This window comes from Mesorhizobium sp. M0909 (assembly GCF_040319515.1).
GTDB lineage: Bacteria > Pseudomonadota > Alphaproteobacteria > Rhizobiales > Rhizobiaceae > Mesorhizobium.
This window is the reverse complement of sequence record NZ_JAMYOA010000019.1, coordinates 13,647-39,654: the sequence shown is the minus strand read 5'-3', so window position 1 is coordinate 39,654 and position 26,008 is coordinate 13,647. Positions and strand designations below refer to the sequence as shown.

19 protein-coding genes, 3 pseudogenes and 1 riboswitch are annotated in these 26,008 nt (G+C 59.7%); of the genes and pseudogenes, 12 read left to right on the top strand and 10 right to left on the bottom strand.

Going from position 1 to position 26,008, the window contains the following annotated elements:
• Positions 1–34 precede the first annotated feature (34 nt).
• Positions 35–1,027, top strand: coding sequence for an adenosine kinase (locus tag NKH83_RS24810; protein WP_352807963.1), 993 nt, complete (start codon positions 35–37; stop codon positions 1,025–1,027).
• A gap of 32 nt (positions 1,028–1,059) precedes the next feature.
• Here NKH83_RS24810 and NKH83_RS24805 read toward each other — a convergent pair whose 3' ends face one another.
• Positions 1,060–1,737, bottom strand: coding sequence for a transposase (locus NKH83_RS24805; RefSeq protein ID WP_352807962.1), 678 nt, complete (start codon positions 1,735–1,737; stop codon positions 1,060–1,062).
• 289 nt (positions 1,738–2,026) lie between these two features.
• Between NKH83_RS24805 and NKH83_RS31715 the strand changes: the two genes are divergently transcribed.
• The 3 genes and pseudogenes from NKH83_RS31715 to NKH83_RS24795 all read left to right on the top strand — a co-directional run bounded on the left by NKH83_RS31715 (position 2,027) and on the right by NKH83_RS24795 (position 3,705).
• Positions 2,027–2,275 (top strand): MFS transporter, encoded by a 249-nt coding sequence (locus NKH83_RS31715; protein ID WP_502895617.1) that lies wholly within the window; start codon positions 2,027–2,029, stop codon positions 2,273–2,275.
• A pseudogene (locus NKH83_RS31710) lies at positions 2,272–2,659 on the top strand (MFS transporter); the annotation flags it as partial. The gene NKH83_RS31715 and the pseudogene NKH83_RS31710, both read left to right, overlap by 4 nt.
• A 212-nt stretch (positions 2,660–2,871) precedes the next feature.
• Positions 2,872–3,705: a helix-turn-helix transcriptional regulator gene (locus tag NKH83_RS24795; RefSeq protein ID WP_352807961.1), complete on the top strand. Its 834-nt coding sequence runs from the start codon at positions 2,872–2,874 to the stop codon at positions 3,703–3,705.
• A gap of 120 nt (positions 3,706–3,825) precedes the next feature.
• Here NKH83_RS24795 and NKH83_RS24790 read toward each other — a convergent pair whose 3' ends face one another.
• Positions 3,826–4,152 carry a hypothetical protein gene (locus NKH83_RS24790; protein ID WP_352807960.1) on the bottom strand — a complete coding sequence of 109 codons (327 nt, stop codon included), beginning with the start codon at positions 4,150–4,152 and terminating at the stop codon, positions 3,826–3,828.
• A gap of 674 nt (positions 4,153–4,826) precedes the next feature.
• A riboswitch (cobalamin riboswitch) is annotated at positions 4,827–5,027 on the top strand.
• Between the two features lie 94 nt (positions 5,028–5,121).
• Between NKH83_RS24790 and metE the strand changes: the two genes are divergently transcribed.
• Positions 5,122–7,467, top strand: a complete 2,346-nt coding sequence (metE, locus tag NKH83_RS24785) for a 5-methyltetrahydropteroyltriglutamate--homocysteine S-methyltransferase (RefSeq protein WP_352807959.1) — start codon at positions 5,122–5,124, stop codon at positions 7,465–7,467.
• A gap of 138 nt (positions 7,468–7,605) precedes the next feature.
• Here the strand turns inward: metE and NKH83_RS24780 are convergent, their stop codons facing one another.
• Genes NKH83_RS24780 through NKH83_RS24770 form a run of 3 tightly spaced genes read right to left on the bottom strand, consistent with a single transcriptional unit; the run spans position 7,606 to position 10,007 of the window.
• A complete protein-coding gene (locus NKH83_RS24780; RefSeq protein ID WP_352807958.1) occupies positions 7,606–7,785 on the bottom strand; it encodes an FMN-binding negative transcriptional regulator in 180 nt (59 codons plus the stop codon).
• A gap of 34 nt (positions 7,786–7,819) precedes the next feature.
• A complete protein-coding gene (locus NKH83_RS24775; protein ID WP_352807957.1) occupies positions 7,820–8,722 on the bottom strand; it encodes a dihydrodipicolinate synthase family protein in 903 nt (300 codons plus the stop codon).
• 52 nt (positions 8,723–8,774) lie between these two features.
• A complete protein-coding gene (locus NKH83_RS24770; RefSeq protein WP_352807956.1) occupies positions 8,775–10,007 on the bottom strand; it encodes a trans-sulfuration enzyme family protein in 1,233 nt (410 codons plus the stop codon).
• 82 nt (positions 10,008–10,089) lie between these two features.
• On the opposite strand from NKH83_RS24770, the gene pdxR reads away from it, so the two are divergent.
• From pdxR to NKH83_RS24750, 4 genes and pseudogenes are all read left to right on the top strand, one after another.
• The gene (gene pdxR / locus NKH83_RS24765) at positions 10,090–11,586 is read left to right on the top strand and encodes a MocR-like pyridoxine biosynthesis transcription factor PdxR (protein ID WP_502895619.1); all 1,497 of its coding nucleotides are present in this window, start codon (positions 10,090–10,092) and stop codon (positions 11,584–11,586) included.
• Between the two features lie 159 nt (positions 11,587–11,745).
• Positions 11,746–11,826, top strand: a pseudogene (locus NKH83_RS24760) (MOSC domain-containing protein); the annotation flags it as partial.
• 117 nt (positions 11,827–11,943) lie between these two features.
• Entirely contained in the window at positions 11,944–12,891 is a 948-nt protein-coding gene (locus NKH83_RS24755; protein WP_352807954.1) for a B3/B4 domain-containing protein, read from the top strand.
• Positions 12,881–13,402, top strand: coding sequence for a helix-turn-helix domain-containing protein (locus NKH83_RS24750; RefSeq protein WP_352807953.1), 522 nt, complete (start codon positions 12,881–12,883; stop codon positions 13,400–13,402). The genes NKH83_RS24755 and NKH83_RS24750 overlap by 11 nt, the downstream gene beginning before the upstream one ends.
• Positions 13,403–13,682: 280 nt before the next feature.
• Here the strand turns inward: NKH83_RS24750 and NKH83_RS24745 are convergent, their stop codons facing one another.
• Entirely contained in the window at positions 13,683–14,738 is a 1,056-nt protein-coding gene (locus tag NKH83_RS24745; RefSeq protein WP_352807952.1) for a cytochrome-c peroxidase, read from the bottom strand.
• Between the two features lie 812 nt (positions 14,739–15,550).
• Positions 15,551–15,775 (bottom strand): DUF982 domain-containing protein, encoded by a 225-nt coding sequence (locus NKH83_RS24740; RefSeq protein ID WP_352807951.1) that lies wholly within the window; start codon positions 15,773–15,775, stop codon positions 15,551–15,553.
• A gap of 638 nt (positions 15,776–16,413) precedes the next feature.
• On the opposite strand from NKH83_RS24740, the gene NKH83_RS24735 reads away from it, so the two are divergent.
• Complete coding sequence (locus tag NKH83_RS24735) at positions 16,414–16,884, top strand: Ros/MucR family transcriptional regulator (RefSeq protein WP_352807950.1); 471 nt, start codon at positions 16,414–16,416, stop codon at positions 16,882–16,884.
• Between the two features lie 226 nt (positions 16,885–17,110).
• On the opposite strand, the gene NKH83_RS24730 is transcribed toward NKH83_RS24735, so the two are convergent.
• Positions 17,111–17,323, bottom strand: a complete 213-nt coding sequence (locus NKH83_RS24730; protein ID WP_023679670.1) for a cold-shock protein — start codon at positions 17,321–17,323, stop codon at positions 17,111–17,113.
• Between the two features lie 1,340 nt (positions 17,324–18,663).
• Here NKH83_RS24730 and NKH83_RS24725 point away from each other — a divergent pair.
• Positions 18,664–20,085 (top strand): M16 family metallopeptidase, encoded by a 1,422-nt coding sequence (locus NKH83_RS24725; protein WP_352807949.1) that lies wholly within the window; start codon positions 18,664–18,666, stop codon positions 20,083–20,085.
• A gap of 509 nt (positions 20,086–20,594) precedes the next feature.
• Positions 20,595–22,053 (top strand): annotated as a pseudogene (locus tag NKH83_RS24720) (NAD-dependent succinate-semialdehyde dehydrogenase).
• 822 nt (positions 22,054–22,875) lie between these two features.
• Here NKH83_RS24720 and NKH83_RS24715 read toward each other — a convergent pair.
• Positions 22,876–24,879, bottom strand: a complete 2,004-nt coding sequence (locus NKH83_RS24715) for a class I tRNA ligase family protein (RefSeq protein ID WP_352807948.1) — start codon at positions 24,877–24,879, stop codon at positions 22,876–22,878.
• A 333-nt stretch (positions 24,880–25,212) separates the two neighbouring features.
• Positions 25,213–25,992 carry a phytanoyl-CoA dioxygenase family protein gene (locus tag NKH83_RS24710; RefSeq protein ID WP_352807947.1) on the bottom strand — a complete coding sequence of 260 codons (780 nt, stop codon included), beginning with the start codon at positions 25,990–25,992 and terminating at the stop codon, positions 25,213–25,215.
• Between the last annotated feature and the right edge of the window lie 16 nt (positions 25,993–26,008).

Genomic DNA, 26,008 nt, shown 5'->3' with positions numbered 1-26,008 from the left:
AAAGCCGGTGGGTTTTTGGCGGAGACATGAATTGATGCCGGATTATGACGTGCTTTGTATCGGGAATGCCATCGTCGACATCATCGCCCAGTGCGACGAGGCGTTCCTGGAGACGAACGGCATCATCAAGGGCGCAATGAACCTGATCGACACGAGGCGCGCCGAACTGCTCTACAGCCGCATGGGCCCGGCCATCGAAGCCTCGGGCGGCAGCGCCGGCAACACGGCGGCGGGCGTCGCCTCCTTCGGCGGCTGCGCCGCCTTCTTCGGCAAGGTCTCGAACGACGCGCTCGGCGAAATCTACGCCCACGACATCCATGCCCAAGGCGTCGCCTTCGACACCCGGCCGCTCAACGGCGAGCCGCCGACGGCGCGCTCGATGATCTTCGTCACGCCCGACGGCGAGCGCTCGATGAATACCTATCTCGGCGCCTGCATCGAACTCGGCCCGGAGGACGTCGAGGCCGACAAGGCCTCTGGCGCGGCGGTCACCTATTTCGAGGGCTATCTGTGGGACCCGCCGCGCGCCAAGGAGGCGATCCGGCAGACGGCGAAGCTCGCCCATGCCGCCGGGCGCGAAGTGTCGATGACATTGTCGGATTCGTTCTGCGTCGACCGCCACCGCGACGAATTCCTCGATCTGATGCGCTCCGGCACCGTCGACATCGTCTTTGCCAACAGCGACGAGATCAAGTCGCTCTACCAGACCGCGGCCTTCGACGAGGCGCTGGCGCAGATCCGCAGGGATTGCAAGATCGCCGCCGTCACCCGCTCGGAAAGGGGCTCGGTGATCGTGCGCGGCGACGAGACCGTCACCATCGAGGCGACCAAGATCCGGGAGCTGGTCGACACCACCGGCGCCGGCGACCTCTACGCTGCCGGCTTCCTCTACGGCTACACGCAAGGCCGCAGCCTCAAGGATTGCGGCGATTTCGGCTCGCTGGCGGCCGGACTGGTCATCCAGCAGATCGGCCCAAGGCCAAGGCAGAATTTGCGTCGCGAGGCGGAGCAGGCGGTATTGCTGTAGGTGGGGAGCCAAGAACCAGCTGCCCACCCTTCTTAATCCAGCCCGAGCCTTTTCTTCAGTTCCGCATTCTCCTTGCGGAGACGATCGGCAAGCAGGCTCTTTAGCCGCTTGTTTTCTTCCTCGAGCGCGACGAGATCCTTCAGCCCGTCACTGTCCGCCGCCGGCGCCGCCGCCTTCTTCCAAAGATAATATGTCTGTTCCGAGATGCCGGCTTGCTTCACCGCGCTCTTGAGAGTAGCGCCGCCGCCGATCGAGGTCTCGATCTGCGCCAGCTTCTGGGCACGATCCTTCGCGGAGTAGCTCTTTCGGCCTGTTCGCGCTGACGGCGGTGCTTCAGTGGTCGCGGATATCGGCTTGGCGCCCTCCTTGCGGGCAGGCGCGCTCGCCTCAGCTTCTGGCTTCCTCGACCGCCGCGCTCTCGTCTTCGGTTTTGGCGTTTCCGCTTTGTCTGCCGGTTCGCTATGAACTACTGCTGACTCGGTTTCCAGGGGATTGGCCATGAAATGCTCCACTCGAGGTTTGTGCAAAGGTTCAGCATCAAGGGCCACTACAGTAGAGTCAACAAGCTGACGATTTAACGGCTCGACTTCGTTTATTGTTTCGGCCATCGCCGCGGCGATGTCGAAATTGCCCCAGATGGAACGTGCGGATTTTTCATAATTGCGCTTTTGTTTGACTTCCACGGTGAATGGTCGCGTCTGCCGCCTCATAGTTCCTTCCTGAATAGGAGAATGAAGTCGCCGCTCGAATTTTTGGCGCTTCCTGCTTAGCGCGGAGCATTATCGTATAGCCGCTCAACGGGCAAGTGATGCCGGTCTTCGATGGCTGACCCATCTGGGGAGATTTGAGCGGCTTCGCGCGTCCTGCGCATGCCTGTAAGGCCGCCAAGTTTTCTGGGTTAGCTGGCGCGCACTGTGGCAGCTTGGCCTGTACGGCGAGGCCATGGTTGAGTGAGGCGAAACAAATCCAGCCCCGCGGTCAATCCCGAAGCTTCCCACAATGGCGAAGAGAACATCTTCACTCGTTCGTTTTGAGCACAAGACCTTCCGTTCGCTATGGTCGGCTGCACTCATTTCGAACCTTGGCACCCTAGTGAAAGGTGCGGCGGCAGCTTGGCTGATGACGAGCATCGCCACCTCCCATGGAATGGTGGCGCTCCTCCAGTCATCGACCACCCTCCCCTACATGATCTTCTCCCTCGCGGCGGGAGCGCTCGCGGACAACTTTGACCGTCGCACGTTGGGCTGAGCTGTCTGCTCCTCATGCCAGCCGGTGCGGCCTGGATTCAATCATTCTCGCTGTTTAACGTCACAGTGCAGCTTTCGGCGCCGCGGTGGGTGGTTGGACGCGCCCTGTCTCTCTATCAGACGGGCACATACGGCGGCATGGCGGCGGGAAGCTGGCTTTGGGGCGAACTGGCGGATATCCAAGGTGTTTCGGGAGCCTTGCTCGTCCGCCAGCATGGTTCTTGTGATTGGGGGACTGATGGGCATCCTTCTGCGTCAGCCGGATTTTGAAACGCTCAATCTGGATCCGACCAACAAGTTCAGCGAACCGACGCTGCAACTTGACCTGCGGCCACGAAGCGGTCCGATCATGGTGATGGTCGACTATCGTGTCGATCAGAGAGATCCAGACTCGCCCACAATAATTATCTGAATTTCAGCAGTAATTTTTGATCGCCCATTCGTGCTGTGTACCAGCCCTGTGTCTTGCGCAAGTGGTCACGAACGGCTGTCGGAGCCTCGAAGACGCCCTAAAAACACATGCTGCGATTTTTGAACACGCTTGACGTGTTAGATTAATTCATCCACAATGCGTGTATTGCACACGCGAGGTGAGTTATGAACATGAAAGAACTTAGGGTTCGACTGGGCATGACTCAAAAAGATTTGGCAGAGCAGATGGCAACGACGCAACAGACTGTGGCCCGTTGGGAAACAGGCAAAACGCAGTTGAACGTCGAGCAGATCAAGGACCTTTGTCTCACGTTGAAATGCACAGTCGAGGAGCTGCTGGGCTGGAAGATTGATGTCGAGGAGTGGCGCACGAGCCCGTTTGCAATTGCCGATGCCGAAACGCGATACGGCACGCTCAGAATCAAGACGACTGTTGGCAGCCGCCAATATCCTATCGATGAAAAGGCGCGTGAATCGATTTTACATCAGTTGAAGGAACTTCATAATCTTCGTAGAAATAACACAAGCAGGCCATGGCTGTATTGTTGGAGCCTTGACAACAAAATACTTTTGATCAATCCGCAATATGTCCGCACCATTGAGCTTATCGGTGACGATGTAGAGGAGATGCCAGAGTATTATCATCCAGAAATCTATCGGGCTTTGGATGACTGGGATAAGGGTGAGGTTTCAGGAAAGCTGAAGAAAGAATGCGATGCCATCATCGCAGAGATGGGTGATCAGGAAGCCGTGCGCATGGCCTCCTATGTTCGCGTCACGTATGACGACGGAGAAGATGAGTGGAACTTCTTGGATGAAGAAACCACCACGACTTTCTTCGGATTGGAAGCTGCGACCTTTGACGTTCCCCAGTGTAGTTTCGCCGAAGTGGAGGAAGAAGGTTACTACCGAGCGCGATACGCCAACCTTGATCGCGTCGCGGTGATGGAGGTTCCAAGCGACCGTTATCACAGATTGACCGCGCCCGAGGAAGCTTAGAATCATCCACGAAGGCAACATGTTACATCTCGTCCTTGCGTGCTGCGTTTTCAGTGCGAGATGAAGTGAAGCGTAGGTAGTGGCAGGTAAGAGTGCTCGACCAGAAGCTCAACTGCCTCCTCAATATCGCTGCCGATGTGCCGCAGGACACGTCCACGGGAGCGTGGATAGGCGTGAAGTTCCTGCACTCCACGATCCGCTCTCCCATCGTCGGTATGTGCCCGACGCCATCTTGTGGACGAGCTTGGCCGCCTGCACCCGGTTGTATTCCGGCTTGCGGTCCGCCTGGGGGTCCGCCGCGATGGCTATCTCCATGTCAATCGGCGCCGAACTTTGACTGCCCGCTGCTTTTGATGATTTGGCGAGGTCCCGCGCATAATCACTCTTGGTCTTCTCCTTGAGGCCCTGTGTCGCGAACTTGTGGTCCAGCAGGGCAAACAGGTCCAAGTCCCCCTCCGCCCGTGGCGCTGGCTTGCCCTCACCGCCCTCGGCTTCCAATTGGGGAACCGCTTCTGCGCGCTGCACCGTGGCGATTGTCCGCCCAAGACGCATCACAAGATCGAACGCCAAACCGTGCGCGTGCACGACGATTTGCCGCTCAGGCCTCATTTGGACAGGACTTGAGCTGGCCCGGTGGTTTGAGCCGGGTTACCTTGAGCCGGTGGGCTGCGAACAAGCAGTTCGAGACATTGGCCTCGATCACTTCGCAACAGGCCGCTGCGCCGGGCCTCGGGGTGCTCCCCTCGAAATCGTTGTGTCGTATCACCGAGGGCATCACGGCCAACAGTTTCCACATGGGCAACAGCCTCGCCATTGAGCCGGATGTGGTCGCGAGCAGATCACCAACGAAGCGGTCGGAAGCTCGGAGCCGAAGTTCGACGCCGAGGTGGCGTTCGCATGATGCGGGAAGCAGCACCACGGCGCTTCCCGGTAGTTTGCCGCCGGCAGCCGACGAACTCCTATCCTCCTGGACCGCTGTGCGTTATTGCTTTGATTTACCGGCCGCTCAAGGCTTCCATAGTTTCGCTTTCAAGGCGACCTTTGGCAACATGCCAACGGAAATTTAACATAACGACATAAACATTTCTTTATGCGGCGTTGACAAAGAAGCGAACTGCGGTAATTGTCTCCCGTGTCGTGGTTCTCCGTACGGCGCTGCCGCAGCGGAGCTAAGAGGGAAGCCGGTGCGATGCCGGCGCTGCCCCCGCAACTGTTAGCGGCGAGCCAACCCCACTCATGTCACTGAGGCGAATAGCCTTGGGAAGACGGGTAGAGGCTATGACCCCGCGAGCCAGGAGACCTGCCACGGCGAATTACGTCCACGGGCGGGGTGTCTCGATGGCCGCTGCAGCCTGGCGTTCGTGCCGGCCTGCTAGCGCCTTCCTTGTCACCGACGCCCCAACCATCGGGGTATGCATGACTGTCTCTCAGCAAATTCCTGTAGCAACGCTCGGCGTGCCCCGCTTCGGTCGTCGGCGAGAACTGAAATTCGCGCTTGAAAGCTACTGGTCCGGAAAATCGTCCGCTGCCGACCTTCTCACGACGGCGAAGGCGCTCCGTGCCGCTAGCTGGGAGGAGCAACGCGATCGCGGCGTGTCGAAAATCCCGTCGAACGACTTCTCGCTTTACGACCATGTGCTCGACACCGCAGCCATGGTCGGCGCCCTTCCGTCCCGTTACGGCTGGAATGGCGGCGAGGTCCCACTCGACATCTACTTCGCTCTGGCGCGCGGCAACCAAGGTCAGACGGAGGATTGTGGGCACGGTGGTCACCAGCATGCGGCTCATCGGCCTGGCGTAACCGCGATGGAAATGACCAAGTGGTTTGACACCAACTATCACTACATTGTGCCGGAACTAGACGATGATCAGACGTTCGCTCTTTCGTCGACGAAGCCGGTTGATTACTTCCTCGAGGCTAAAGCCCTCGGCATTCACACACGCCCAGTCATCCTTGGACCGGTCACCTTCCTCAAGCTGGCTAAATCGCCTGCCGAAGGCTTCGATCCCATCGCGCTCCTACCACGGCTTCTGCCCGTCTACGAGCAACTCCTGCGGAGCTTGAAGCTGTCGGGTGCCGATTGGGTGCAGATCGATGAGCCAGCGCTTGTCCTCGATCTGAACCCGAACGAACGAGCTGCGTTCGAATTCGCCTATGGCCAGCTGTCAAAAGCCGCGCCCGAGTTGAAAATCATGCTGGCTACCTATTTCGGGCCGCTGGGAGACAATCTCGAAACCGCGGTTTCTCTGCCCCTGGCCGGGCTGCATATTGATCTCGTGCGCGCTCCCGAGCAACTGGAAACCGTGGGTCGGCTCGCACCGAAGGATCTGGTGCTCTCGCTTGGCTTGATCGATGGCCGCAACGTCTGGCGTGCGAACCTGCCCGCCATTCTCGACCGCATCAAACCGATCGTCGCCGGCTGGCCCTTGGACCGCGTCGAGATCGCGCCTTCTTGCTCGATGCTGCACGTGCCGATCGACCTGCGCATGGAGACCGAACTCGACGCGGACATCAGGTCGTGGCTCGCCTTCGCGGCCCAGAAGACCGACGAGTTGGTGTTGCTGGCCCGGGCCCTGACTCAAGGCAGGGATGCGGTGGCAGGCGCGTTGAAAGCGTCTGCCGAGGCTGCCGCCACTCGCGTGACATCCACGAAGATCCATGACCCGCTTGTTGAGGGACGGATCGCCAGCATTGACGACAGCATGAAGCGACGAGAGAGCGCTTTTGCCGAGCGCTCCAGAGTCCAGGCCGGCACGCTCGGGCTGCCGCCGTTCCCGACGACGACCATCGGGTCCTTCCCGCAGACGCCGCAGGTACGCAGGGCGCGGGCCGCTCATGCGAAGGGCCAACTGAGCTATGTCGACTACGAGACCTTCCTGAAGAAGGAGATCGAGGCTGCAATTCGCTGGCAGGAAGAGATCGGGCTGGACGTGCTGGTGCACGGTGAGTTCGAACGAAACGACATGGTACAGCATTTCGGCGAGCAGCTGTCCGGCTTCGCCTTCACCCAGCATGCCTGGGTGCAGAGCTATGGGTCGCGTTACGTGCGCCCCCCCATCATCTTCGGCGACGTATCGAGGCCCAATCCGATGACGCTGCGCTGGTGGCAGTTCGCCCAGTCGCTTACGGAAAACCCTGTGAAGGGAATGCTCACAGGCCCAGTGACCATTCTCAACTGGTCATTTGTTCGCGACGACGTACCCCGCTCCGAAGCATGCCGCCAGATCGCGCTCGCCATCCGCGACGAAGTGACGGATCTCGAATGGTCCGGCGCAAGGATGATCCAGATCGATGAGGCCGCGTTTCGCGAAGGATTGCCACTGCGCCAGTCTGATTGGAACGACTATCTCGACTGGGCTGTCGAATGCTTCCGGATCGCTTCAACGGGTGTAAAGGACGCGACTCAAATCCATACCCACATGTGCTATTCGGAGTTCAACGAGATCATCGACGCGATCGCTGAAATGGATGCGGATGTCATTTCGATTGAGACGTCGCGCTCGAAAATGGAACTGCTGGACGCCTTCACGAGCTCCAAATATCCGAATGAAATCGGGCCCGGAGTCTACGACATTCACTCACCACGGGTCCCGGAAGTCGGCGAGATTTCGGATCTCGTCATGCTTGCCCGCGAGCGACTGTCCGATGCCCAACTGTGGGTAAACCCGGACTGTGGCCTCAAAACACGCAAATGGGAGGAGGTCCGCCCTGCCCTCATGAACATGGTTGCTGCAGCACGCGCGCTCCGGGAGAAAGTGTAGGCCGGAAGGTTTCCTGGTTGCTCACCATGTGGTGAGTTAGCGGCTGCCGCATGTGGGCCGTGAATGTGCCAAAACGCGATCACATCCTTTGAAATAAGTCACTCGAGCGAGAAAGGGCACTTTCCTCCGGCACGTGTACTAATCGCGCGAGGAATAAAGGGAACCGTTTTCTCCCTGTGACGTGTCGAGTTCGAAGGGGATGTGATTGGCGTCGAGACCGCTCCGGCCATGGGTTATCAGCATGCCAAGTGCGCTGTTCTCGATCAGTTCGTAAAGGACTTCTCGGCTCGGTTCATCGAAATGCGCGGGTACATACATGACAAGTTCATTCACTGGCCGCCGGGTTCGCTGTTCACCGGCCGGCATCCGATGGCAAGCGTTCCAACGCGGCGGCGATCTGGCGCTTCGCTGCTGAGGGCAGAGGCAGGATGGGACGCGGGGGGTCGGCACGGCAAATGTCGAGCAATTCGGCAAGTGCATAGACGACGCGAAGGCTCGAGAACTCCTTGAAGAGGCTCCAGAGCGGCGCAAGCGTGGCATCGATCCGTCGCGCTTCGGCCGCATCGCCCTGTTGCGCCGCCGTGACGATCTTCACGCAGACCTCGGGCAGGATGCCGGCGAGGACGCTGTACCATGTGTCGGCGCCGGCGATTATGGCCTCTGCAGCGTTCCAGTCGCCGCTGTAGCCGATCGAGAACCCTTCCGGCACAGTGCGCCTCTGGTCGGCCAGATGGCTCTTGATCGCATCGCCCTTGTTTGTCGGATTCTTGATAGCGACAATCCCACCCACCTTTGCCAGGCGGCTGACGAGTGCTGGGGTGAAATGGAAATGCGTCGTTCCTGGATTGTCGTAGACGACGATCGGCAGGCCGCTCTCGCACGCCACCGTCGAGAAATGTTCGAACACCTCGTCCTCAGTGAGCGGGGTGTAGGAGGCGGCCGCAAGCAGCCCCGCGGCAACTCCAAGGGCCTTGGCGTCCTGCGCGAACCTCACTGCTTCATCGGTGCGCAACGCGCCCACACCCACCACGACCGGCGTTCGCCCGGCGATTTCGTCCAAGGTCTCGGCGAGCGTCCGTCGCCGTTCCTCGCGCGACAGATACATGTATGTGCCGGTGCTGCCGAGAAGACCGATGGAATCGACCTGAGCGGCGCCAAGCCGAGCAATCAGCTTGCGCAGAGCAACGGTATCGACGCGGCCGTCACGATCGGTCGGCGTAATGGGAAACGCGGAAAGACCGCTCAGGAATGCCATGGCAAGGTTCCAGGTTTGTGCGTGAGCGCAGGACTGGCCGGACGACAGGTCATCACAAGGCGTCCAGAGCCCGCCGCAGGTCTGCGATTAGATCATCGGCGTCTTCAAGACCCACCGAGAGACGCATGAGGTCCTCGCCGACTCCATCGGCCAGATGCGCATCCTTGCGGATCGGCTGACGTGCACGGGTCAGGCTTGCCGGATGATAGATGAGGCTGTCGGCATCGCCGAGGCTGACAGCCCGGGTGATCAGGTTGAGCCGGTCCATCATCCGGCGCGCGCCCTCGAATCCAGCGTGGAGGCCAAAGGCCAACATGCCCGACCCGTGGGACATCTGCTTTCGCGCCGTCACCTGGTCAGGGTGCGAGTCGAGGAAGGGATAACTCACCCATGCCACGGCCGGGTGCGCCTCGAGTCCCTGAGCCACCGCAAGGGCTGTGGCGCTGTGGCGTTCCATGCGTAGCGTGAGCGTCTTCAGACCGCGGAGGATCAGGAAGGCTGACATGGGCGAGAGCGCTGCGCCGGTGATGTAGCGCAGGCCCGTCTCGTGTAGCGTGCGGAGCGTTTGCGCGTCGCCGAGAATCGCCCCGCCAAGGGCATCGCCATGCCCATTGATGTATTTGGTCAGGGAGTGGAGCACGAGGTCGGCCCCATGTTCGAGCGGCCGCTGGAGCGCGGGCGAGGCGAAGGTGCTGTCGACTGCAACCTTTACGCCGCGCGCGTGGGCGCGCTCGGCAATGGCAGCGATGTCAAGGATGCGGCTCAGCGGATTCACCGGCGTCTCGAAGAAAACAAGCCGGGTCCGCTCGGTAGTCGCGGCATCGAGATTGTGAGGATCGGACAGGTCGACCGCGACGACCTTGATGCCGAAGCGAGGGACCGCCTGTTCGACCATGGCAAGCGTGTTCGCATAAAGCGTCCTGTGGACGATGAGTTCGTCCCCTTGGGACAGGAGCGACAGGATCAGCGTCCCGAAAGCCGCCATCCCCGAGGCAACGACCAGACCTGCCTCGGCTGCTTCCAGATTGGCGAGCCGTTGCTCGAGGATATCCGTCGTCGGATTGTATTCGCGCGCATAGAGCCTTCCGCCAAGCGCGGCGGCGGCCTCGTTCGCTGCCACGCTTTCGAATCCATAGGTCGAGGTCAAGAAGACTGGCGGCTGAACGGCATTGGAAAAGCCGGCCGGATCGTAGCCATGATGGATCGCCCGAGTGGCGAATCCGGGACCGGTGTCGTTGAGCGACCGCGTGAGAGCATCGGTTTCGGATTGATAGGAACGGGTCATTCGGCCTCTAGATCTTTCTTGGGTTTCCGAAAGATTGACGGCAAACTGGCCAATGTGAAATATCCAGTTAGCGATGAATGAAATGGTCCAGTCTTCAAGTGCCGGTTCTGCAGGTCGCTCGCACGCGATGGGTGCACGCCAAATCTACGAGGCTCTTCGCGAGCAAATCCTCGGCGGCGTCTATGAAACCGGTAGTCAGCTGCCGTCCTCCCGCGGCCTGGCAAATGACCTTGGGGTTTCGCGAACGACGGTGACGGTCGCCTATGACCAACTGACCGCGGAAGGCTTTATCGAAGTCCGTCAAGGCGCACGACCTCGCGTTGCATCCTCGCTGATCGGTCCTGAGACGAGCCGCACTGTCGCGAAACGAGTCGGCCCGGTTCATCTGTCCGCCTATGGCGAACGACTGCGCGTTACGCCGCCCTGGCCGGATTATCTGCCGACTGGGCTGAAGGTCGATTTCCGCTATGGCGACCTGGCGACGTCAGACTTCCCCGCATTGGTCTGGAAACGTGCGATGAGCAAGGCGATGGGGCAGCGCCCGTTGCGTCTTGCCTATGACGATCCTCGCGGCTCGCGCCGGCTGCGCCAGGCGCTCCAGGGCTATCTCTGGCGCGCCCGAACCCTGAGCTGCGACCTCGAGCAGATCATCATCGTCAACGGTTCGCAGCAGGGCCTAGATCTGTGCGCTCGCCTGCTTCTCGATCCCGCCGACCGCTTCGTCATCGAGGACCCGTGCTATAGGATGGCGCGTCAGGTCTTTGCCAGTACGGGTGCCTCGCCCGTCCCGGTCACCGTCGACGAGGACGGTATGAAGACGGAGTTGCTGGCGGGGATTGGTGCACGACTGGCCTATGTCACGCCATCGCATCAGTTTCCGCTGGGCGGCGTCATGCCGATCACGCGCCGCCACCAGCTTCTGGAATGGGCGCGGCACAACAATGCCTACGTGATCGAGGACGACTACGACAGCGAATATCGCTACGACATCAATCCGGTCCCTCCGCTGCACAGTCTCGAGGACCACGGGGCTGTCATCTACCTCGGCACGATCTCCAAAACGCTCTCGCCGATGCTGCGTATCGGCTACCTCGTCGTCCCGCCGGAATTGCAGGAGGTCTTCGCAACCGCCAAACAATTCGCGGACCGGCATTCGCCGGTGGCTGAACAGGAGGCTCTGGCCTCTTTGATCGAGAGTGGCGGCTACGAAAGCCATGTGCGGCGCGTGCGCAGGCTGAACGGCGAGCGTCGGGGGACGTTGCTGGGCGCCTTGCGGCGCAGCTTCGGAGATCGCATCGCTGTCCAGGGAGCAGAGGCCGGTCTGCACGTCGTCGTTTGGTTCGACGAACTGCCGCGATCGCGGGAAACGACCCTGGTCGAAGCCGCCCGAGGCGCGGGCCTGGGGCTACACCTGATCTCGCCCCTTTACGAGCGGCAGTCGGACGAAGGCCACATCGATCGCATGGGGCTTGTCATGGGCTATGCCGCCTTGAGCATTCGGCAGATCGAGAAGGGCGTTGAGATCCTGCGAGCGGTTGTCAAGCAGGTGCAAGATGCGTTGCCGGGACACGGTGGCTAAAACGGCGGGGACGTGGCGTGCTGGCGAGGAAACCGACCCTTGGGCTGAACCGCATTTCGTTTGCAAAGCCAACTGGACTGGGAAAACGCCATGCAACTGGCGCTGTTGATCAGGCCAGTTTGGCGGCAGATTTTCGTGCGAGACGAATTTCCGAGAGCGATGCATAACTGGCAAGGAAAGCTGCTTCACATCCATATCGCGCCCGCTGCCTTTTATGAAATGGAGGATCTGGCGGAGGCGTAGCTTGTTGCCGGCCGAGGCGGGCTCGAGCACCCGCAAGAGATAATCGACGATCTCTACCAGGCCTTGTCCACGGCCGAATGATGGAATTATCCAGCGCATGGTGCGGCATGCACCATGCCGATGCCAGAAGATCTGGACGCTCGACAAGCACCTTTCTTCAAACATTTCCCGAACCACCCGCGCAGCGCAAAGCCTCCCCATGAGAAAAGAGCATCCCATGTCTTTCACCCCATTGATTGCCCCGAGATCAAGGCCCGCTACCGGGATTTTCATCTGATCAGCATTGTGGTGCGGAACGCTGGAATCGACGTGCCGGATGCACAGGCGTTGAACGACACGATTGCGGCGGCGGAACAGGCGGCGCTTCGCGATGACGCCCAAAGGGACGCGCGTCTTGCGGCGTGGGCCGTTGCCTACGAGGCTTTCGGCACAAAGGCCAATCGAACGCCGTGCTCGGCCGCCGCGCTTCTCAAGCGGGTGCGGAAAGATGGCTCTCTCCCGCGGATTTCCCCACTGGTTGATGCCTACAATGCCGTCAGCGTGTTGTATGGCGTTCCGATTGGCGGGGAAGATCTCGATTCCGGTGTCACGTGCCGCCGCTGGAACTGGCGGCAGGGGCGGCGCACCATGGTCACGGTCGATACCCGCGCCATGTGGCTCGTGCTGGAAGCCCTCGGCCCAATGTCAGCTATACAGATGACGGGCACCGGAGAGCATTTGATGGGACTTATCCCAGCGTTGTGCCCGGGGTGCGCGAATCGAAACCGCGCGGATCGACGAGTCCACTACATCTCGTGTCCCTTAGGGTATGGCCCCACCTTTCGGAGAAACACCCCACTCAGCCCTGTCCGGATCTGGCGCTCCTTGCTCGCTCCGCTGGCCTACACAGTTGATTGCGAACGACCCAGAACGGCTCTCGAAAACGAGCGTCGAACGAATCAGATCACCGCTTGTTCTCCCTTAGCGTTGTTTGGCGTACTTTTATCGCGATGCTTCCAGTGGGGATGGTCCAAATTGCGCAAGCTCGGTCGAGTGATCGCGGAGAAGCTTAATGTCGACTAAATCGAAATTCATGGAGCGGTACGGACAACGGGTGCGAACCCGGGACGTCGTCCCGGTGTCGTCAGGCTCTCCCGTCCGACTGAGCCTCAGTTTTCTTCACGGCGCGAATACTCCTGAGGCCGCCCGGATTCTCGTTAAGAGACAGCTGCCGCTCAGGACGGCCCACGCGATACTCACGGAGATGGTCAATCACGGCAAGGCGTTCGTGACGGTTCCTTGCGTCGACGACCTATTGGCACTGAAGAATGAACTGTCGTCCGCAGGCGTGATCGCGAAGGTTCATGCGCCGCGGCCGATAAGTGTTCGCGAAGTCCGGGATCGCACGAAGCTCTCTCAGGAGGCATTCTCCGTGAGGTATGGCCTCGATCTGGCAACGCTTCGAAACTGGGAGCAAGGTCGCTCGAAACCGGATGCAGCGGCGAATACTCTCCTTTGGACCATCGCCCGGAACCCGGAAGCAGTCGAAGAATCTCTGGACATGGAGGACGTAGTGGCTGGCCCATCGCCCTAAGGGGGGCCGGTCACTCCGGCGCGCGGCTATTCGGCCGCCAGGTCGATGGCCGTCCGCCGCGCGGTATCCCAGCGCGCGAGCCTCAAGCGTCCAATGCCTTCCTTGGCATGTCGCACGCCAGATCCTAATATGGTTCCACCGCAACGAGATGGTGACGGAAGCAGTGTCTGCACTTTGGAAACGAGCCAGGCATTTGCGTCCTCATGGACGTCGCGATCGTCTCGTGGCTGTAAAAGTCGCAATCATTGTCGGTTGCGACGTTCCGCAGCCAGCTGGCCGTTTATTTTCCTAAAATCTGCATTATAGGCCGGGGTGTTGTCGCCGTTTCGGCGGGTAAGATGGGATAGGCGACCTCGGGTGCCTTTCCGGTCAGCGAGTTGAGGAAGGCAACAAGCAGGTCGACTTCTTCGTCCGCCAGTACCACGCCAAGCTGGGTGGTTCCCATGATGGCAACGGCCTGTTTCAGATCCCAAACCTTGCCCGAATGAAAGTATGGCGCGGTGAGTGCAACGTTGCGCAGCGGCGCCACGCGGAAAACATAGGAATCGTCGGCTGCATTGGTGACCGCAAATCGGCCTTTGTCTTTTTCCGGCAGGACCTCGGCGCTGGGCTGTTCCACGAGGCCGAATGGGTAATAGGCTTCCCCACCAACGTTGATGCCGGCATGGCAGGACGAGCAGCCTTTGTCCATGAAAAGCGCCAGGCCCTGTTTCTGTTCGGAAGTCATGGCGGCGTCATCGCCATTGAGGAAGCCGTCGAAGGGGGCCGGCGTGACCAGTGTCGCCTCGAAGGCTTCGATTGCCTTGGCGACGTTGTCGAAGGTGACGCGATCGGCTTCAGCCGGAAAAGCTGCATCGAACCACTCGAGATATTGCGGCATCGACTTGAGCGTGGCGATGACTTGACCCGGTGTATTGGCCATTTCGACGCCGGCTTGGACCGGTCCCTTCGCCTGAGCCTTCAGGTCTTCGGCTCGACCGTCCCAGAACTGGGCGATGTTGAAGACAGCGTTCAGTACAGTCGGCGCGTTGCGCGGTCCCTTCTGCCAACCATGGCCGATCGAGGTTTCGTGATTGTCGTCGCCGCCGGTGGCCAGGTTGTGGCACGAGTTGCACGACAAGACGCCTGACGCCGAGACGCGTGGATCGAAGAACAGTGCCTTGCCGAGAGCGATCTTTTCCGGGGTGATCGGGTTGTTGGCGACTGCCGGCGTGGTGGATGGCAAAGCCCTGAAGGTGGCCAGTGCCGTTTCTCTGAGGTCTGTGGGGATCGAATCCGCAGCAAAAGCGGTGGCTGCCAGCAAAGGGACAGCCATCGTACTGAATAGGATTTTCATAAATGATCTCCCTGCGTCGTCCACGCAGCCACTCTGGGATACGCAGCCCATGAACGCCCTGCGCTAGATCAGCTGCGGGAGAGGACCGGGGTCTGACACCTGCTTTCGCGGCAGAGCTGGGACCCTCTTGGAAGTGATCGCTCTTCTCGATTGGACTTCAGGGAGGAGGAGGAGGATCCTTGCTCGGCAACCTTCGGCGCCGGAGCCGTGCTCCGGTTCTCTGCGCCTTCTACCAAGAAGAATCGGGTCCGCCGCCGTGTCAGATTCCGGTTGGGGGCCGGTTATCTGTTCCGCTGCAGGTCCTGCTCGATTTCCGGGCCTTCGCCAGATCGACGTTGGCCCAAACGATCCGCGATCGCGTCTTGTAGCACCCTTTGCGGGACAATCTTATTTTCGACTGTGGAGGGCCGTTTGGGGTGAGCGAAATTAAGCGAATTTCAAAGGGCGCCCAAGTAGCTGTTTTGATTAGCTTGTGATGCCTATAGCCTCCATCGAGCGAATATTGGCAGACGATGGAGCACAATTTTGGCTTCGTTATCATCTTGCTTCAATGGGACAACTGCTTTGCAATAACTACACGGCAATTTACCATCATGAATTTGAGAGAACCAAGTCCCATGCAGTGATTTTCACATCGGAAGCGTTGCAGTCCTGTCGCGAGAAGTTGATTTAAAAATACAACAAGATGATTAACATCGGCATGGCGCGCAAAATATTGTTTGTTCGCTATAGTGCTCTCCAGATGCCGGCGAAATCTCGATACAATAACCTCGTCGGCGTACCCGCTCCAGCCTCACATACGGCTGCGACGCCTATACTTGCGCTTTTCCACTGCCCGACATGCAGGCAGCGAGCCATTGCATCGCGGAGGTTGCATCTTCCAATATGGCGACCTGTCCCCCAAAGCGGAAAAAAGTCTTGCGCGCTGCGCTCGCAGGTATTCGTCCGTTGTATGCATCAAAGCACGCCCTGAGGGCGGCTTCGTAGATCCGGTCTCTGCGATCTTCTGGCCCTTCGTTGAGGAAAATCAATAGCATCCGCAGGACTGGCAATCTCTTGCACGATGTGCGCTGGACGTCTTACGAAAAGTGGGCTGCTGAAAGTCCCTGAGCTCATTCGTTCCTCCCGACCTGCTGAACCGCTAGTTTGCGTAAGCTGCCTCCTCTACACCCGCCCACCATTGCGGAATGTGTTGTCACAGCGATAGCGGTTCAATAGCAAAGCAGCGGCGTGATGTCCTCGGTTTACCAGCGGTCCAATCCCTAACATCCTGCTGCGAGAGCGGCTCACCGGATGAATCTACATCGTTTCGACCAATTGCGAATCAACGCTTGATACTTCCTCCACGCGCCACCAGGAAGCGGCCACTGCTCTGCCACCGATTTCACAGCCAAAGAGAGGATGGCGAAACAGGAATAGCCCGCTTCGTTTCGAGATTACTGGTCATTTTGGCGCAAAGCTTACGGCCGAGACGCGCCTGAAAATGCGCAAGCACCGCGGCAGGTCGCCAACAACGGAACGCATCAACGGTCATGACGGCGCGATACTGCGCTATAGATCTCGCTGCTGGACGAGCATCGCAATAATCCTGTCGAGACCTTGGTTGCTTTCAGCGGAGACCGCCACTATGAAGCGACGCTTCGCCGACTGTGTTTCACGCCGCCTGGAGAGTTTCATGACAGAAGAAGCCGAAAAAAACATCGACACCCTCATCGAGCTCACCGCCGATGTCGTCTCAGCCTATGTCTCCAACAATCCGATCCCGGTGGGGGATCTCCCTGCCCTCATCGGCCAAGTGCACGCGGCTCTGAAAGGGACGGCCGGAGGTGTCTCTGCAGAAGAGCCGGTTGCCCTTACGCCTGCAGTCCCGATCAGGAAGTCGGTCACACCGGACTACATCATCTCCCTTGAGGACGGGAAGAAATTCAAATCGCTAAAGCGCCATCTGTCGACCCACTATGGGCTGACGCCGGATGGATATCGGGCCAAATGGGGCCTGCCGGCGGATTATCCCATGGTCGCGCCGAACTACGCCGCGGCGCGCTCGTCATTGGCCAAGACGATGGGGCTCGGCCGCAAACCGAAAGCGCCGGAAGCGCCGGAGCCGGCCGCGACGAAGCGAACCCGCAAGAAGATCGCAGCTTGATTTCGGCAATCGAGATTCGTTCTGGAGCGTTGCAGCCATCGGCTTAATCTGCGCGTCATATAAAAAGGCGGGGCCAACCCCGCCTTCCTTTCAAAAAACTTTGTTTCATGAGGAATTCGCGACGCCTGCAGCAATCTGCTGCCCTCAGTTTTGCTCGCTCCTATCGAGCGGCCGTGAGGACCTCCGGACCTACGCGCCCACTCTTGCCAGGACGCAGGAGAAAATTTCAACCAGCTTTGCTGAGGCTGCCAGCGGAGGATTTGCCGGTGCGGCGATCCTGCTCGATCTCATAGTTGATCTTCTGGCCGTCAGCGAGGGTCGAGAGGCCCGCGCGTTCGACAGCGGAAATGTGGACGAAAACATCCGGACCGCCATTGTCGGGCTGGATAAATCCAAACCCCTTGGTGCTGTTGAACCACTTTACCGTTCCAGTCGGCATATACGTGTTCCTCCTTAACAATTGCAACGTGGGCAGGCCATCAGGCCTGCCCAACTCATAGCCGAGACTTGGGCGCAGCAAAAAGCGAAAAATTGTTAAACCCCGATCAGCTGGCGCACTCCATTTTGGCCGAAGTCGCCAGCAAGCACTGTCCTACACTATCGCTCGAGCATGGCCGGAAGCGCCCGATCCTTCCAACGCTCCTCAGCGCCACGTCTACGGCTGGTGCTTGGAGGCACGGGACGTAAGGCCGACCGCTGCTCGTGCCGCCAGGTCAAAGGCCGGGTAGTTCACGGAGCTACCTTCGTGCATAACGGCTTGGCAAGCGCTTGAAGGAGTTTCGAATTGGATTGTTTCAAGAGGGTCGAGGGGTTAATCGATGTCACCAGGTGGAAGCGATCGATAACGCGCGCGTTTTGCTGGACCAGTTCAAGGGCAAGTCAGAAACAATCGCCCAAGCGATCGACGACTTTCAGATGAATTCGATCGCGACCGCCAAATTCTCCTGTTTGGTACCCAGCGACGACGGCAAGCGCGGACAGCTTCCGTGCTGCTGTCCTCCAGCGACAAACGTGCCTGCATGCCCCCATCCACGGCGAGCTCGACGGGTTGTTTCTTACGTTTGACCAAGGTCCCGCGCAAACACTCCCCTTTCCCGCAGCAACTCATCAGGCTCAACGGCCTCGCGGCAGGCGCATTACGCCAGAAGCGCGCAACCGCATCGTTTTTTCCCGCCCGACTCCTACGATCTTCGTTTTCCAGCGCCTCGCGGATATCGCCCAACTCGCCGATCTTTGATCAGATCCGTCTTCGCGCGCGAGCAGGCTCCGCGCTCGAGTTGGCTGGGCTGCTCACGCCTCTGCCCTTCAGCATCGACCCGGTCTGGCTGTCGAAGACAGGGTTCCGCTGGGGTGACCAACATCTCCATTCTCACCGTCAGTGCAGCGGCCATTCGAAGCGCATCCTATACCCCTCCCCGGCAGCGCGCCCAATCGTCTTCCGAACGAAGAAGATATTCTCAGCCGCGCGCGCGTCGCGTTCGGCCCTGTCCGATATCCGACAATGTCGGATGCGCAACATGGCAGAGCCCGATTTGTCCACTGCCTCGAACGGTTTTCTGATCTGGCACGGTGCATGCTTGGTCATCCGCAAGGCGTCGCGGACCAAGGAGAATCCGTCCCATGATCACCTCACCAAGAAATACCGCCGCAGGTCTCCTGGGTCCATCCAAAGATGAGGCTCGAGTAAGGCTTGGCCCCATGAAGAGCTTATTCATCTGGCTCGGCGCTGCCCGCCGATCCTCCCACGCGGGGAGACGGGGACGCAGCGCCTTCATCAAAATGAGGAACAAATCACTTTGCCTCGAACCTTGCCTTTCGACCAGCCACCACAACCGCAGCCATCGATCGTCCACCTGGCTGCGCAAGGCGTTCATTGCCACCGCGCTGGCCCTAGTGACGACCTCTCCGGCTCTGGCCGCCAGCGACGGCGGCAAGGTGACGGATTTTCTGCTCGACAACGGCATGGAAGTGGTCGTTATCCCCGATCACCGCGCGCCGATCGTCACTCATATGGTCTGGTACAAGATCGGCAGCGCCGACGAGCCACCCGGCAAATCCGGCCTTGCCCATTTCCTCAAGCATCTGATGTTCAAGGCGACGACCAACCACGCCGCCGGCGAGTTCGACCGAGCCGTCTCGGCCATCGGCGGCTACAATAACGCCTTCACCGCCTATGACTACACCACCTTCCTCGAGACGGTGGCGCCCTCGGCGTTGGGTGAGATGATGGGCTTCGAGGCCGATCGCATGTTCAACCTCATCCTCAACGACGATGATATCAAGACCGAGCGCGACGTGATCCTGGAGGAGCGCCGTTGGCACAGAGAGACGAACCCGCATGCTCTGCTGGACGAGGAGGTCAACGCGACGTTGCGGCAAAACCAGCCTTACCGCATTCCGGTCATCGGCTGGATGCAGGAGATGGAGAAGCTGAACGGCACCGACGCATTCACCATCTACAACAAATACTACCGACCGAACAACGCCGTGCTGGTGGTGGCCGGCGACGTAGAGCCTGAGACGGTGAAGGCGCTGGCCGAGAAGACCTATGGCAAGGTTGTGCGCGGGCCGGACCTGCCCCCGCGCAACCGTCCGGTCGAGCCGGAGCAGAACACCAGGCGCACAGTGACGCTGACCGATGCGCGCGTTTCGGTGCCGAGCTTTTCCACTCAATGGGTGGTGCCGTCCTATCATACGGCAGAGCCCGGCGAGGCCGAGGCGCTCGACCTGCTGGCCGAGATCCTCGGCGGCGGTAACCGCAGCCGGCTATCTCAGGAGCTTGTCGTCAAGCAAGGCATAGCCTCGGCGGCCGGCGCCTCCTTCCAGGGCACCATGCTAGACGACACCAATTTCACCGTCTCCGGCTCGCCGCGCGGCGATGCAAAGCTCGTCGATCTCGAAGCGGCGGCCGTTGCCGAAGTCGCCCGGATCGCCAAGGATGGCGTCACCAGCGACGAGCTGGACAAGGCCAAAGACCGCTATATCCGCTCGGTGATTTTTGCGCACGACGAGCTGGACCACATCGCCAACATTTATGGCAAGACGCTCACCACCGGTGGCAATGTGAAGGACGTGATCGAGAGACCGGACCGCGTCCGCAAGGTCACCACCGACGAGGTCAAGGCGGTCGCCGCGCGTTATCTGGTGCTCGACCATTCGACGACAGGCTATCTTTTGCCGCAGCAACAGGCGGGGAATTGATCATGAGCTCCATCTCCATGCAAATGCGCCGGCCGGTCTTCCTTCGGCGCGCCTTCGCCACCCTGTTCCTCTCCATCCTCTTTCTCATCTTGCGGGCGCTCGCCGGGTAAACGGGATCTGTTTAAAGCCGCGAGGAGCGGTTTTCGCGGGCCTTGCCAGGCATCTGCCGGTTCAGGCGTCATTATTGGGGTGCGCTCCTCCTCAGGCCAGCCTCTCTTCGAGTGGATAGAGTCGCCCATTCGTGGTCCGCAGATTGTAGGCGCAGTCCACCAGCATCCACTCCGCGCGGCTGGCGAAGCCGATGTCCGTTGTTCAATCGTTCGACTAGTAGAACCGCGAGGCATCTTCTAGCGTATTCAGGTATTCTCCCTTTCCAGTTGGTTACCGTGGTCTACCAGCTGTCTGGCCGAGGCCCTATAAGGAACCCGGACGTCGCGGAGTACACACCGCACCTGCTATATATACCTGCTGCGTTGAGGAGGAATCCGGTATTGCCCCTGTGCCTGCCGATGATCCGTCACCTGAGATCCCCTGACCTGTTTGGACCCATTGATCGCCTGCCGGCACTTGGCACGCGGATTAGCGAGCGGACATTCGAGGTCCTCAACCCGTCGACTGGCGAAGTGCTGGCAGATCTACCCGACATGGGTATCGAGGAGACATGCGCTGCGATCGACAAGGCCTATGTCGCGCAGCCTGGATGGGCAGGGTTGACCGCACGTGAGCGCAGCGACGTTCTATGGCGATGGCATCAGTTGATCATCGACCACGCCGACGATCTCGCCGCGATTCTCACCGCGGAGATGGGCAAGCCGCTTGCAGAAGCCAAGTCGGAGATATCGCATGCTGCGGCGTATCTGCAATGGTACGCCGAGGAGGCCAATCGCGTCTATGGCGAGACGATCTCCGCACCATCGATGGACCGCCGAATGCTGGTAATCAAGCAGCCCATCGGAGTTGTTGGCACGATAACGCCATGGAATTTCCCGGCCTCGATGGTGGCGCGCAAAATCTCGCCAGCCTTGGCGCCGGGCTGCACGATCGTCCTCAAGCCCGCTGAACAGACGCCACTCGTGGCGGGAGCAATGTTCGCCCTCGCCCATCAGGCTGGCTTTCCCGAAGGCGTCGTCAACCTGATCTATGCGTCCGAAGGTGACGCGGTCGGCCGCGAACTTTGTACCAATCCCAAGGTCCGCAAGATCAGCTTCACCGGGTCGACTGAGATCGGGCGCCTTCTCATGCGCCAGTGCTCGGACCAGATCAAAAAAGTCAGCCTTGAGCTCGGCGGCAATGCACCTTTCATCGTCTTCGATGATGCCGATATCGATGCCGCGGTTGACGGTGCGATCCAGGCGAAGTTCCGCAATGCCGGCCAGACCTGCGTTTCGGCGAACCGCCTTTACGTCCAGTCGGGCGTTCACGCCGAGTTCGTCGAGAAATTCGTGCAACGGGCTCGCCAACTTCAAGTTGGTGACGGTTTCGCTCCCGGAGTGGACATCGGACCGCTCATCGACAAGCACGCTTTGGCCAAGATCGAATCCCATATTGCCGATGCCGTCGCCAAAGGCGGCGCAATTCGATGCGGGGGCAAACGCGTCGGCACGAATGGCACGTTTTTCCAACCGACAGTCCTGACCGGTGTCTCCAGCGAGATGACCGTCGCGCAAGAAGAGACATTCGGGCCGCTGGCACCGATTTATTCGCTTCAAAGATGCGGATCAGGTCGTGCGTGAGGCTAACGACACGATCTACGGCCTCGCGGCCTACTTTTATGCCTCCAACCTGAAGCGTGTCTGGCGTGTGGCCGAGGCCTTGGAATATGGAATGGTCGGGGTAAATACCGGCCGGATGTCTTCAGAAGCGGCGCCGTTCGGTGGGATAAAACAGTCCGGCATCGGGCGGGAGGGATCCCGCCATGGCCTCGAGGACTACCTAGAAATGAAATATCTCTGCATGGGCGGCATCTGAATTTTCGGCTTGCAGGGTTCACAGACCGGGTAACCTAGCGAGCGATCTCCAAATATGTGAATTGTAGGATCGCCTCCTCGATTGGGAACTGGGCGGCTCCGTACCCGAGCAAACACGCAATCCTGAAGGAGCACCCTGGCTGGACTTATCTCTCGACGACACAAGCGTCTGCATTGTCGGCGAGCGTGCATGTGACGGAGGATACGCTTGCGAGGGATTTGGCGGCCCTCGCCGACTATCTTCAGGCGACGGGCTGTGTTTGCGCGGGTCTGGTTGGAAGGTTGTGCACCATCGCGATCGTGAACGCTGGTTGTGCGCAATATCCGGTTTCTGAGGCAGAATTTTGAACCTGCTACCTTCCGATTGTCAGTAGCTCAGTGGTCCTCGGCCGACTGCCGCGCCAGTACAGGCTCGTACAGAATCGAAGATACCATCAGGCAGGCATTCGCATTCGACATTTCCGGTGATCGGGGCACGATCCAGGGCGCGCCAGGTTGACCAAGCGCCTCGAACCGCATGACAGTCTTGACCGGCTGGAGGACGGAAATCCCGCGATGCCGAAGAGGTTGGTCAGCGCAGTCGAGCCCACACGGCATTTGCGGCACGAAACAGTAAGGGCTGGGAAGCGATCGGCCGAGCGGTCCTCGAAGGCGCGGGCCAGGGTGTCAACGATGCGTTGGTTCAGGTCCGCCAATCTGGTCTCTACCGTCTGATAGCGGCTTCGGCCGCCAGTGACAGCGAGTAAGGATATTTGGCATCATCGACTTTGATTGCCGCGCAGATCTGGTCGAGATGGGATAGCTCACTGGTGCACCTTTGGGCTCATAGTGCTTCCTCCTCATCGAGATGAGGATTGCCGGATTTGGCGTAGAACACCAACACGGGTCCGAGATCAAAGCGCGTCCCGGGCGCAAGGCGCTGGACGGACCGGGGCCATGTTTCGGTTGAGACGCCATCGATGCCTCGCGCCAGCGTTCTGGCGAATCGGGGCATCAGCGGAGCGAGTGTCGGTGCCAGGATCGCAGCGGCCGTCGTCTGAAGGGCTAGCGAAGTCCGATTGCGGGCGGGATAGAAACGCCGCGCCGCCGCATAGTCTCGCGCCCGACGGTAGATCACGCAATCGCGCACGAAATCGCAGACCTGAGCGGCCGCGCGCCGGACCGAGAAGCCTTCGTCCGAATAGGCGCGCTCCATCGCCGCGCGATAGATCTCTATCCGAGCAAAGAAGGCGCGGTCGACCGGGCTCCAGTCGCCTGCATCGGGTACACGGCCGGCAAAATCCTGCTTGATTTCCTGGTTCAACGCATCAAGCCAGTTCAGCCAAATCCCTTGGAACACCTCGTTCTCGGTGCGGCGCAGCGCGTCCAGCGTGAAATCCGTCCGCTCACCTTCCGGGCGTGTCAGGCCCAAATGGAGGCGCACGACGTCGACTGTCTTTGGGCTCAGAACCTCCTTGCCCCAGACCGCATGGCGGCAGCTGGTTGAGAACTTTTTGCCGTCGAGCAGGTAGAACTCGTTGACGTGATAGTGGATGCGTGGCGTCCAGTGGGAGAAGACCTCGGCGTAAAGAGCGGGGTAAAGTAGCGCGTGGTAGAACGAATTGTCGAAGCCGAAGAAATGGACAATCTGCCAGTCGTTGCCGGGCATCTCCGCCTTCCAGTCGCGACCCAGCAAGCGGCCGAGCGCCTGGATGTTGTAAAGAAAACCGAAGGCCATTTCCGGCCAGACCCAGATCACTTGCCCCGGGAACCCTTCGGCTGGCAGGCCCCAGTCCGAGGGGTGGGTAATGGGCACTGAAAAGTTGCCGCGTCGGCGTAGGCGCGCGAAGAGATCCAAGATCCGTAGCGGGACGCCCGACGCCCTTAGATGCCGGTCGATATTGTCGTAGCATCGGTCCAAGGCAAGTTCCGGGCGGCGGACGGAGCCGACCAGCGGCGCCTCGGCAGACTGCCGTGACCGGGCTGCACCCAAGTCGTGGCAAAGGTTTGGGCCGCCGCATTCCTCGCAGATGTTGCCACCAGCGGAGCCGCCGCAATCGGGGCAGAGGCCGCTAACATCCGGTTCGTAAAGGTAATGGCCTGTCACGGCATCGAAAAGCGCAGGGCTCTGGCGCAGATCTACCGCCGTGCTGCTCAGAAGACTACGGAAACACGCGGCTTGAAATTCGCAATAAGCGGCATCACCCATCGTGTGTAGGAAGCTGTGGATCTCGCAGTCAAAAAGTGCAAGCGTGGCGCGAATCTCGTCCGCGTAGTGGCGCGCTACCTCTGCGGGCGTCGATTGATCGGCGTCGGCACGAGTGGCGACGTAACTCTGGTAATCGTCGCTTCCTGTCAGGTGGTAGGCCTCGACCCCTTTCATGCGCAGGAAACGCGTATAGACATCAGCGCCAAAATAAGGGCCAGAAAGATGCCCTAAATGCAGATCGCCATTAGGCGTTGGCGGCGTGGAGAAGACGAAGATCGGCCCGCGTGGAGCCGCGGTCTTTGCAGCGGCATCAAGGGCGGCCTCGCCGTCTCGCCAGTAGACATCGACGAAATCTAGGTCTTCGTTTCCGTCGTTGCGCAGCACATGCGCTTCAAAAGGGTGGAACAGAACGACATCGCCCGCCTCGACCGAGATTTCCCCACGGTCGGTAGTGACCTTGCCCGCGCCAGACAGGACCACGAAGGCCTCGATTTCGTCGTGCCGATGGGGCTCGGATGTAACGCCCGGTGCCACCCTACCGAACGAAAACCCCGTGCCGGCGCTTCCCGTTCCAAGCGTGGCCATGTCGATACCGAACGCGCGCGACAGCCCGGTTCGAGAAAACTTGTGTTTGCGCATGACGAACCTAAGCTGTTGAAGCAGTGGTATCTTCGGCTGCCAACGCAACAGCCTCTTGTGCAAGTTGCGCAGAGGGGCGGTACGCCAACCCGTTGGCGGCCCCGGCCAGAATAATGCGGCTCTGGGCCGCCAGGCGGCGACGAGGGGGCGCCAGTCGGGCTGTAGGCGTCATACAAGACCGCCCTGCGACCACCTCCACAATCCACGTGCCAAAGCGTCGTAACGGGCTGCGGTCGATGCTCCGCGAGCCCGCAAATCAGAACGCCATACTCTCCGCGCATTTTTGAGCGGTCGATCAGTTTGGTGCGCATGCCTCCGCCTGGCTGCGTGAGCTCAATCGCGATAGAAAATGCCATTTGGGGGCTTGAGTTTGTCGAGATCGGCCACTTTGCCCTCGGGCGGGTTAAGGGCGCGCTTAAGCACGTTATATTCAGCGCGGGTCGGTCCACCGGTTGAAGCACGCTGGAACACCAAGTAGAGTGTCCGCCGCGAACGATTGCTTTTGTTCGGTCGTGAGTAGTGCGGTGCGTAATCGTCGAAGATGAAGATGTCGCCAGCCTTCCATACTGCGGGTTCCCAGGAGAACATTTCGGCGACTTGAGGATCGATCACCCCACCGGCATCCATGGGAAACACCCCCTTCTTGTGGTTGCCGGGGCTGAAGAAAAGCCCGCCGTTTTCCGGGTCGGAGTCGTCGATGCCTATGGCAACCACCGCATGGACCATCCGGTCGGGGAGTTTGTGTGGAATGTGATAAATGTCCTGATGCGGGAGATAGCCGCCGCTGTCGGGGTAGTGGAAAATCAGCAACTCCTTGAGCCTGCGCGAATCTTCGCCAAGCAAATCCTCGACCGCTGACTTTATGCGCTGATCTTCTAAGAGCAAACGACGCAATGGATCATGGAAGTCGAGAAAATTCTCGATCTTGGAGATGATCTTTCGATTGTCCGTAGTCTTCTCGAACCACATGAGCCATTTATCATCGCTTACATCCCAGCGTGACATATCTTCGACAAAAGTAGAGATATCTTCCTGAGCCGCAGGAGCGAAGAACCTTTCGAGCCTGACGTATCCGTCTTTCTGCCACCTTTCTCTTTGTGCATCAGTCAACATGCGAAAAGCCTCCTGT

What these genes read in the sequence shown, in the direction of transcription:
- NKH83_RS24780 (WP_352807958.1), bottom strand. Translation starts at nt 7,785, where the DNA reads ATGTATGTACCCGCGCATTTCGATGAACCGAGCCGAGAAGTCCTTTAC.
- NKH83_RS24730 (WP_023679670.1), bottom strand. Translation starts at nt 17,323, where the DNA reads ATGCCGACTGGAACGGTAAAGTGGTTCAACAGCACCAAGGGGTTTGGA.
- NKH83_RS24735 (WP_352807950.1), top strand. Translation starts at nt 16,414, where the DNA reads ATGACAGAAGAAGCCGAAAAAAACATCGACACCCTCATCGAGCTCACC.
- NKH83_RS24795 (WP_352807961.1), top strand. Translation starts at nt 2,872, where the DNA reads ATGAACATGAAAGAACTTAGGGTTCGACTGGGCATGACTCAAAAAGAT.
- NKH83_RS24750 (WP_352807953.1), top strand. Translation starts at nt 12,881, where the DNA reads ATGTCGACTAAATCGAAATTCATGGAGCGGTACGGACAACGGGTGCGA.
- NKH83_RS24755 (WP_352807954.1), top strand. Translation starts at nt 11,944, where the DNA reads ATGCCGATGCCAGAAGATCTGGACGCTCGACAAGCACCTTTCTTCAAA.
- NKH83_RS24775 (WP_352807957.1), bottom strand. Translation starts at nt 8,722, where the DNA reads ATGGCATTCCTGAGCGGTCTTTCCGCGTTTCCCATTACGCCGACCGAT.
- NKH83_RS24740 (WP_352807951.1), bottom strand. Translation starts at nt 15,775, where the DNA reads ATGCTATTGATTTTCCTCAACGAAGGGCCAGAAGATCGCAGAGACCGG.
- NKH83_RS24805 (WP_352807962.1), bottom strand. Translation starts at nt 1,737, where the DNA reads ATGAGGCGGCAGACGCGACCATTCACCGTGGAAGTCAAACAAAAGCGC.
- NKH83_RS24745 (WP_352807952.1), bottom strand. Translation starts at nt 14,738, where the DNA reads ATGAAAATCCTATTCAGTACGATGGCTGTCCCTTTGCTGGCAGCCACC.
- NKH83_RS24770 (WP_352807956.1), bottom strand. Translation starts at nt 10,007, where the DNA reads ATGACCCGTTCCTATCAATCCGAAACCGATGCTCTCACGCGGTCGCTC.
- NKH83_RS31715 (WP_502895617.1), top strand. Translation starts at nt 2,027, where the DNA reads ATGGCGAAGAGAACATCTTCACTCGTTCGTTTTGAGCACAAGACCTTC.
- pdxR (WP_502895619.1), top strand. Translation starts at nt 10,090, where the DNA reads ATGGTCCAGTCTTCAAGTGCCGGTTCTGCAGGTCGCTCGCACGCGATG.
- NKH83_RS24725 (WP_352807949.1), top strand. Translation starts at nt 18,664, where the DNA reads ATGAGGAACAAATCACTTTGCCTCGAACCTTGCCTTTCGACCAGCCAC.
- NKH83_RS24810 (WP_352807963.1), top strand. Translation starts at nt 35, where the DNA reads ATGCCGGATTATGACGTGCTTTGTATCGGGAATGCCATCGTCGACATC.
- metE (WP_352807959.1), top strand. Translation starts at nt 5,122, where the DNA reads ATGACTGTCTCTCAGCAAATTCCTGTAGCAACGCTCGGCGTGCCCCGC.
- NKH83_RS24715 (WP_352807948.1), bottom strand. Translation starts at nt 24,879, where the DNA reads ATGCGCAAACACAAGTTTTCTCGAACCGGGCTGTCGCGCGCGTTCGGT.
- NKH83_RS24710 (WP_352807947.1), bottom strand. Translation starts at nt 25,992, where the DNA reads ATGTTGACTGATGCACAAAGAGAAAGGTGGCAGAAAGACGGATACGTC.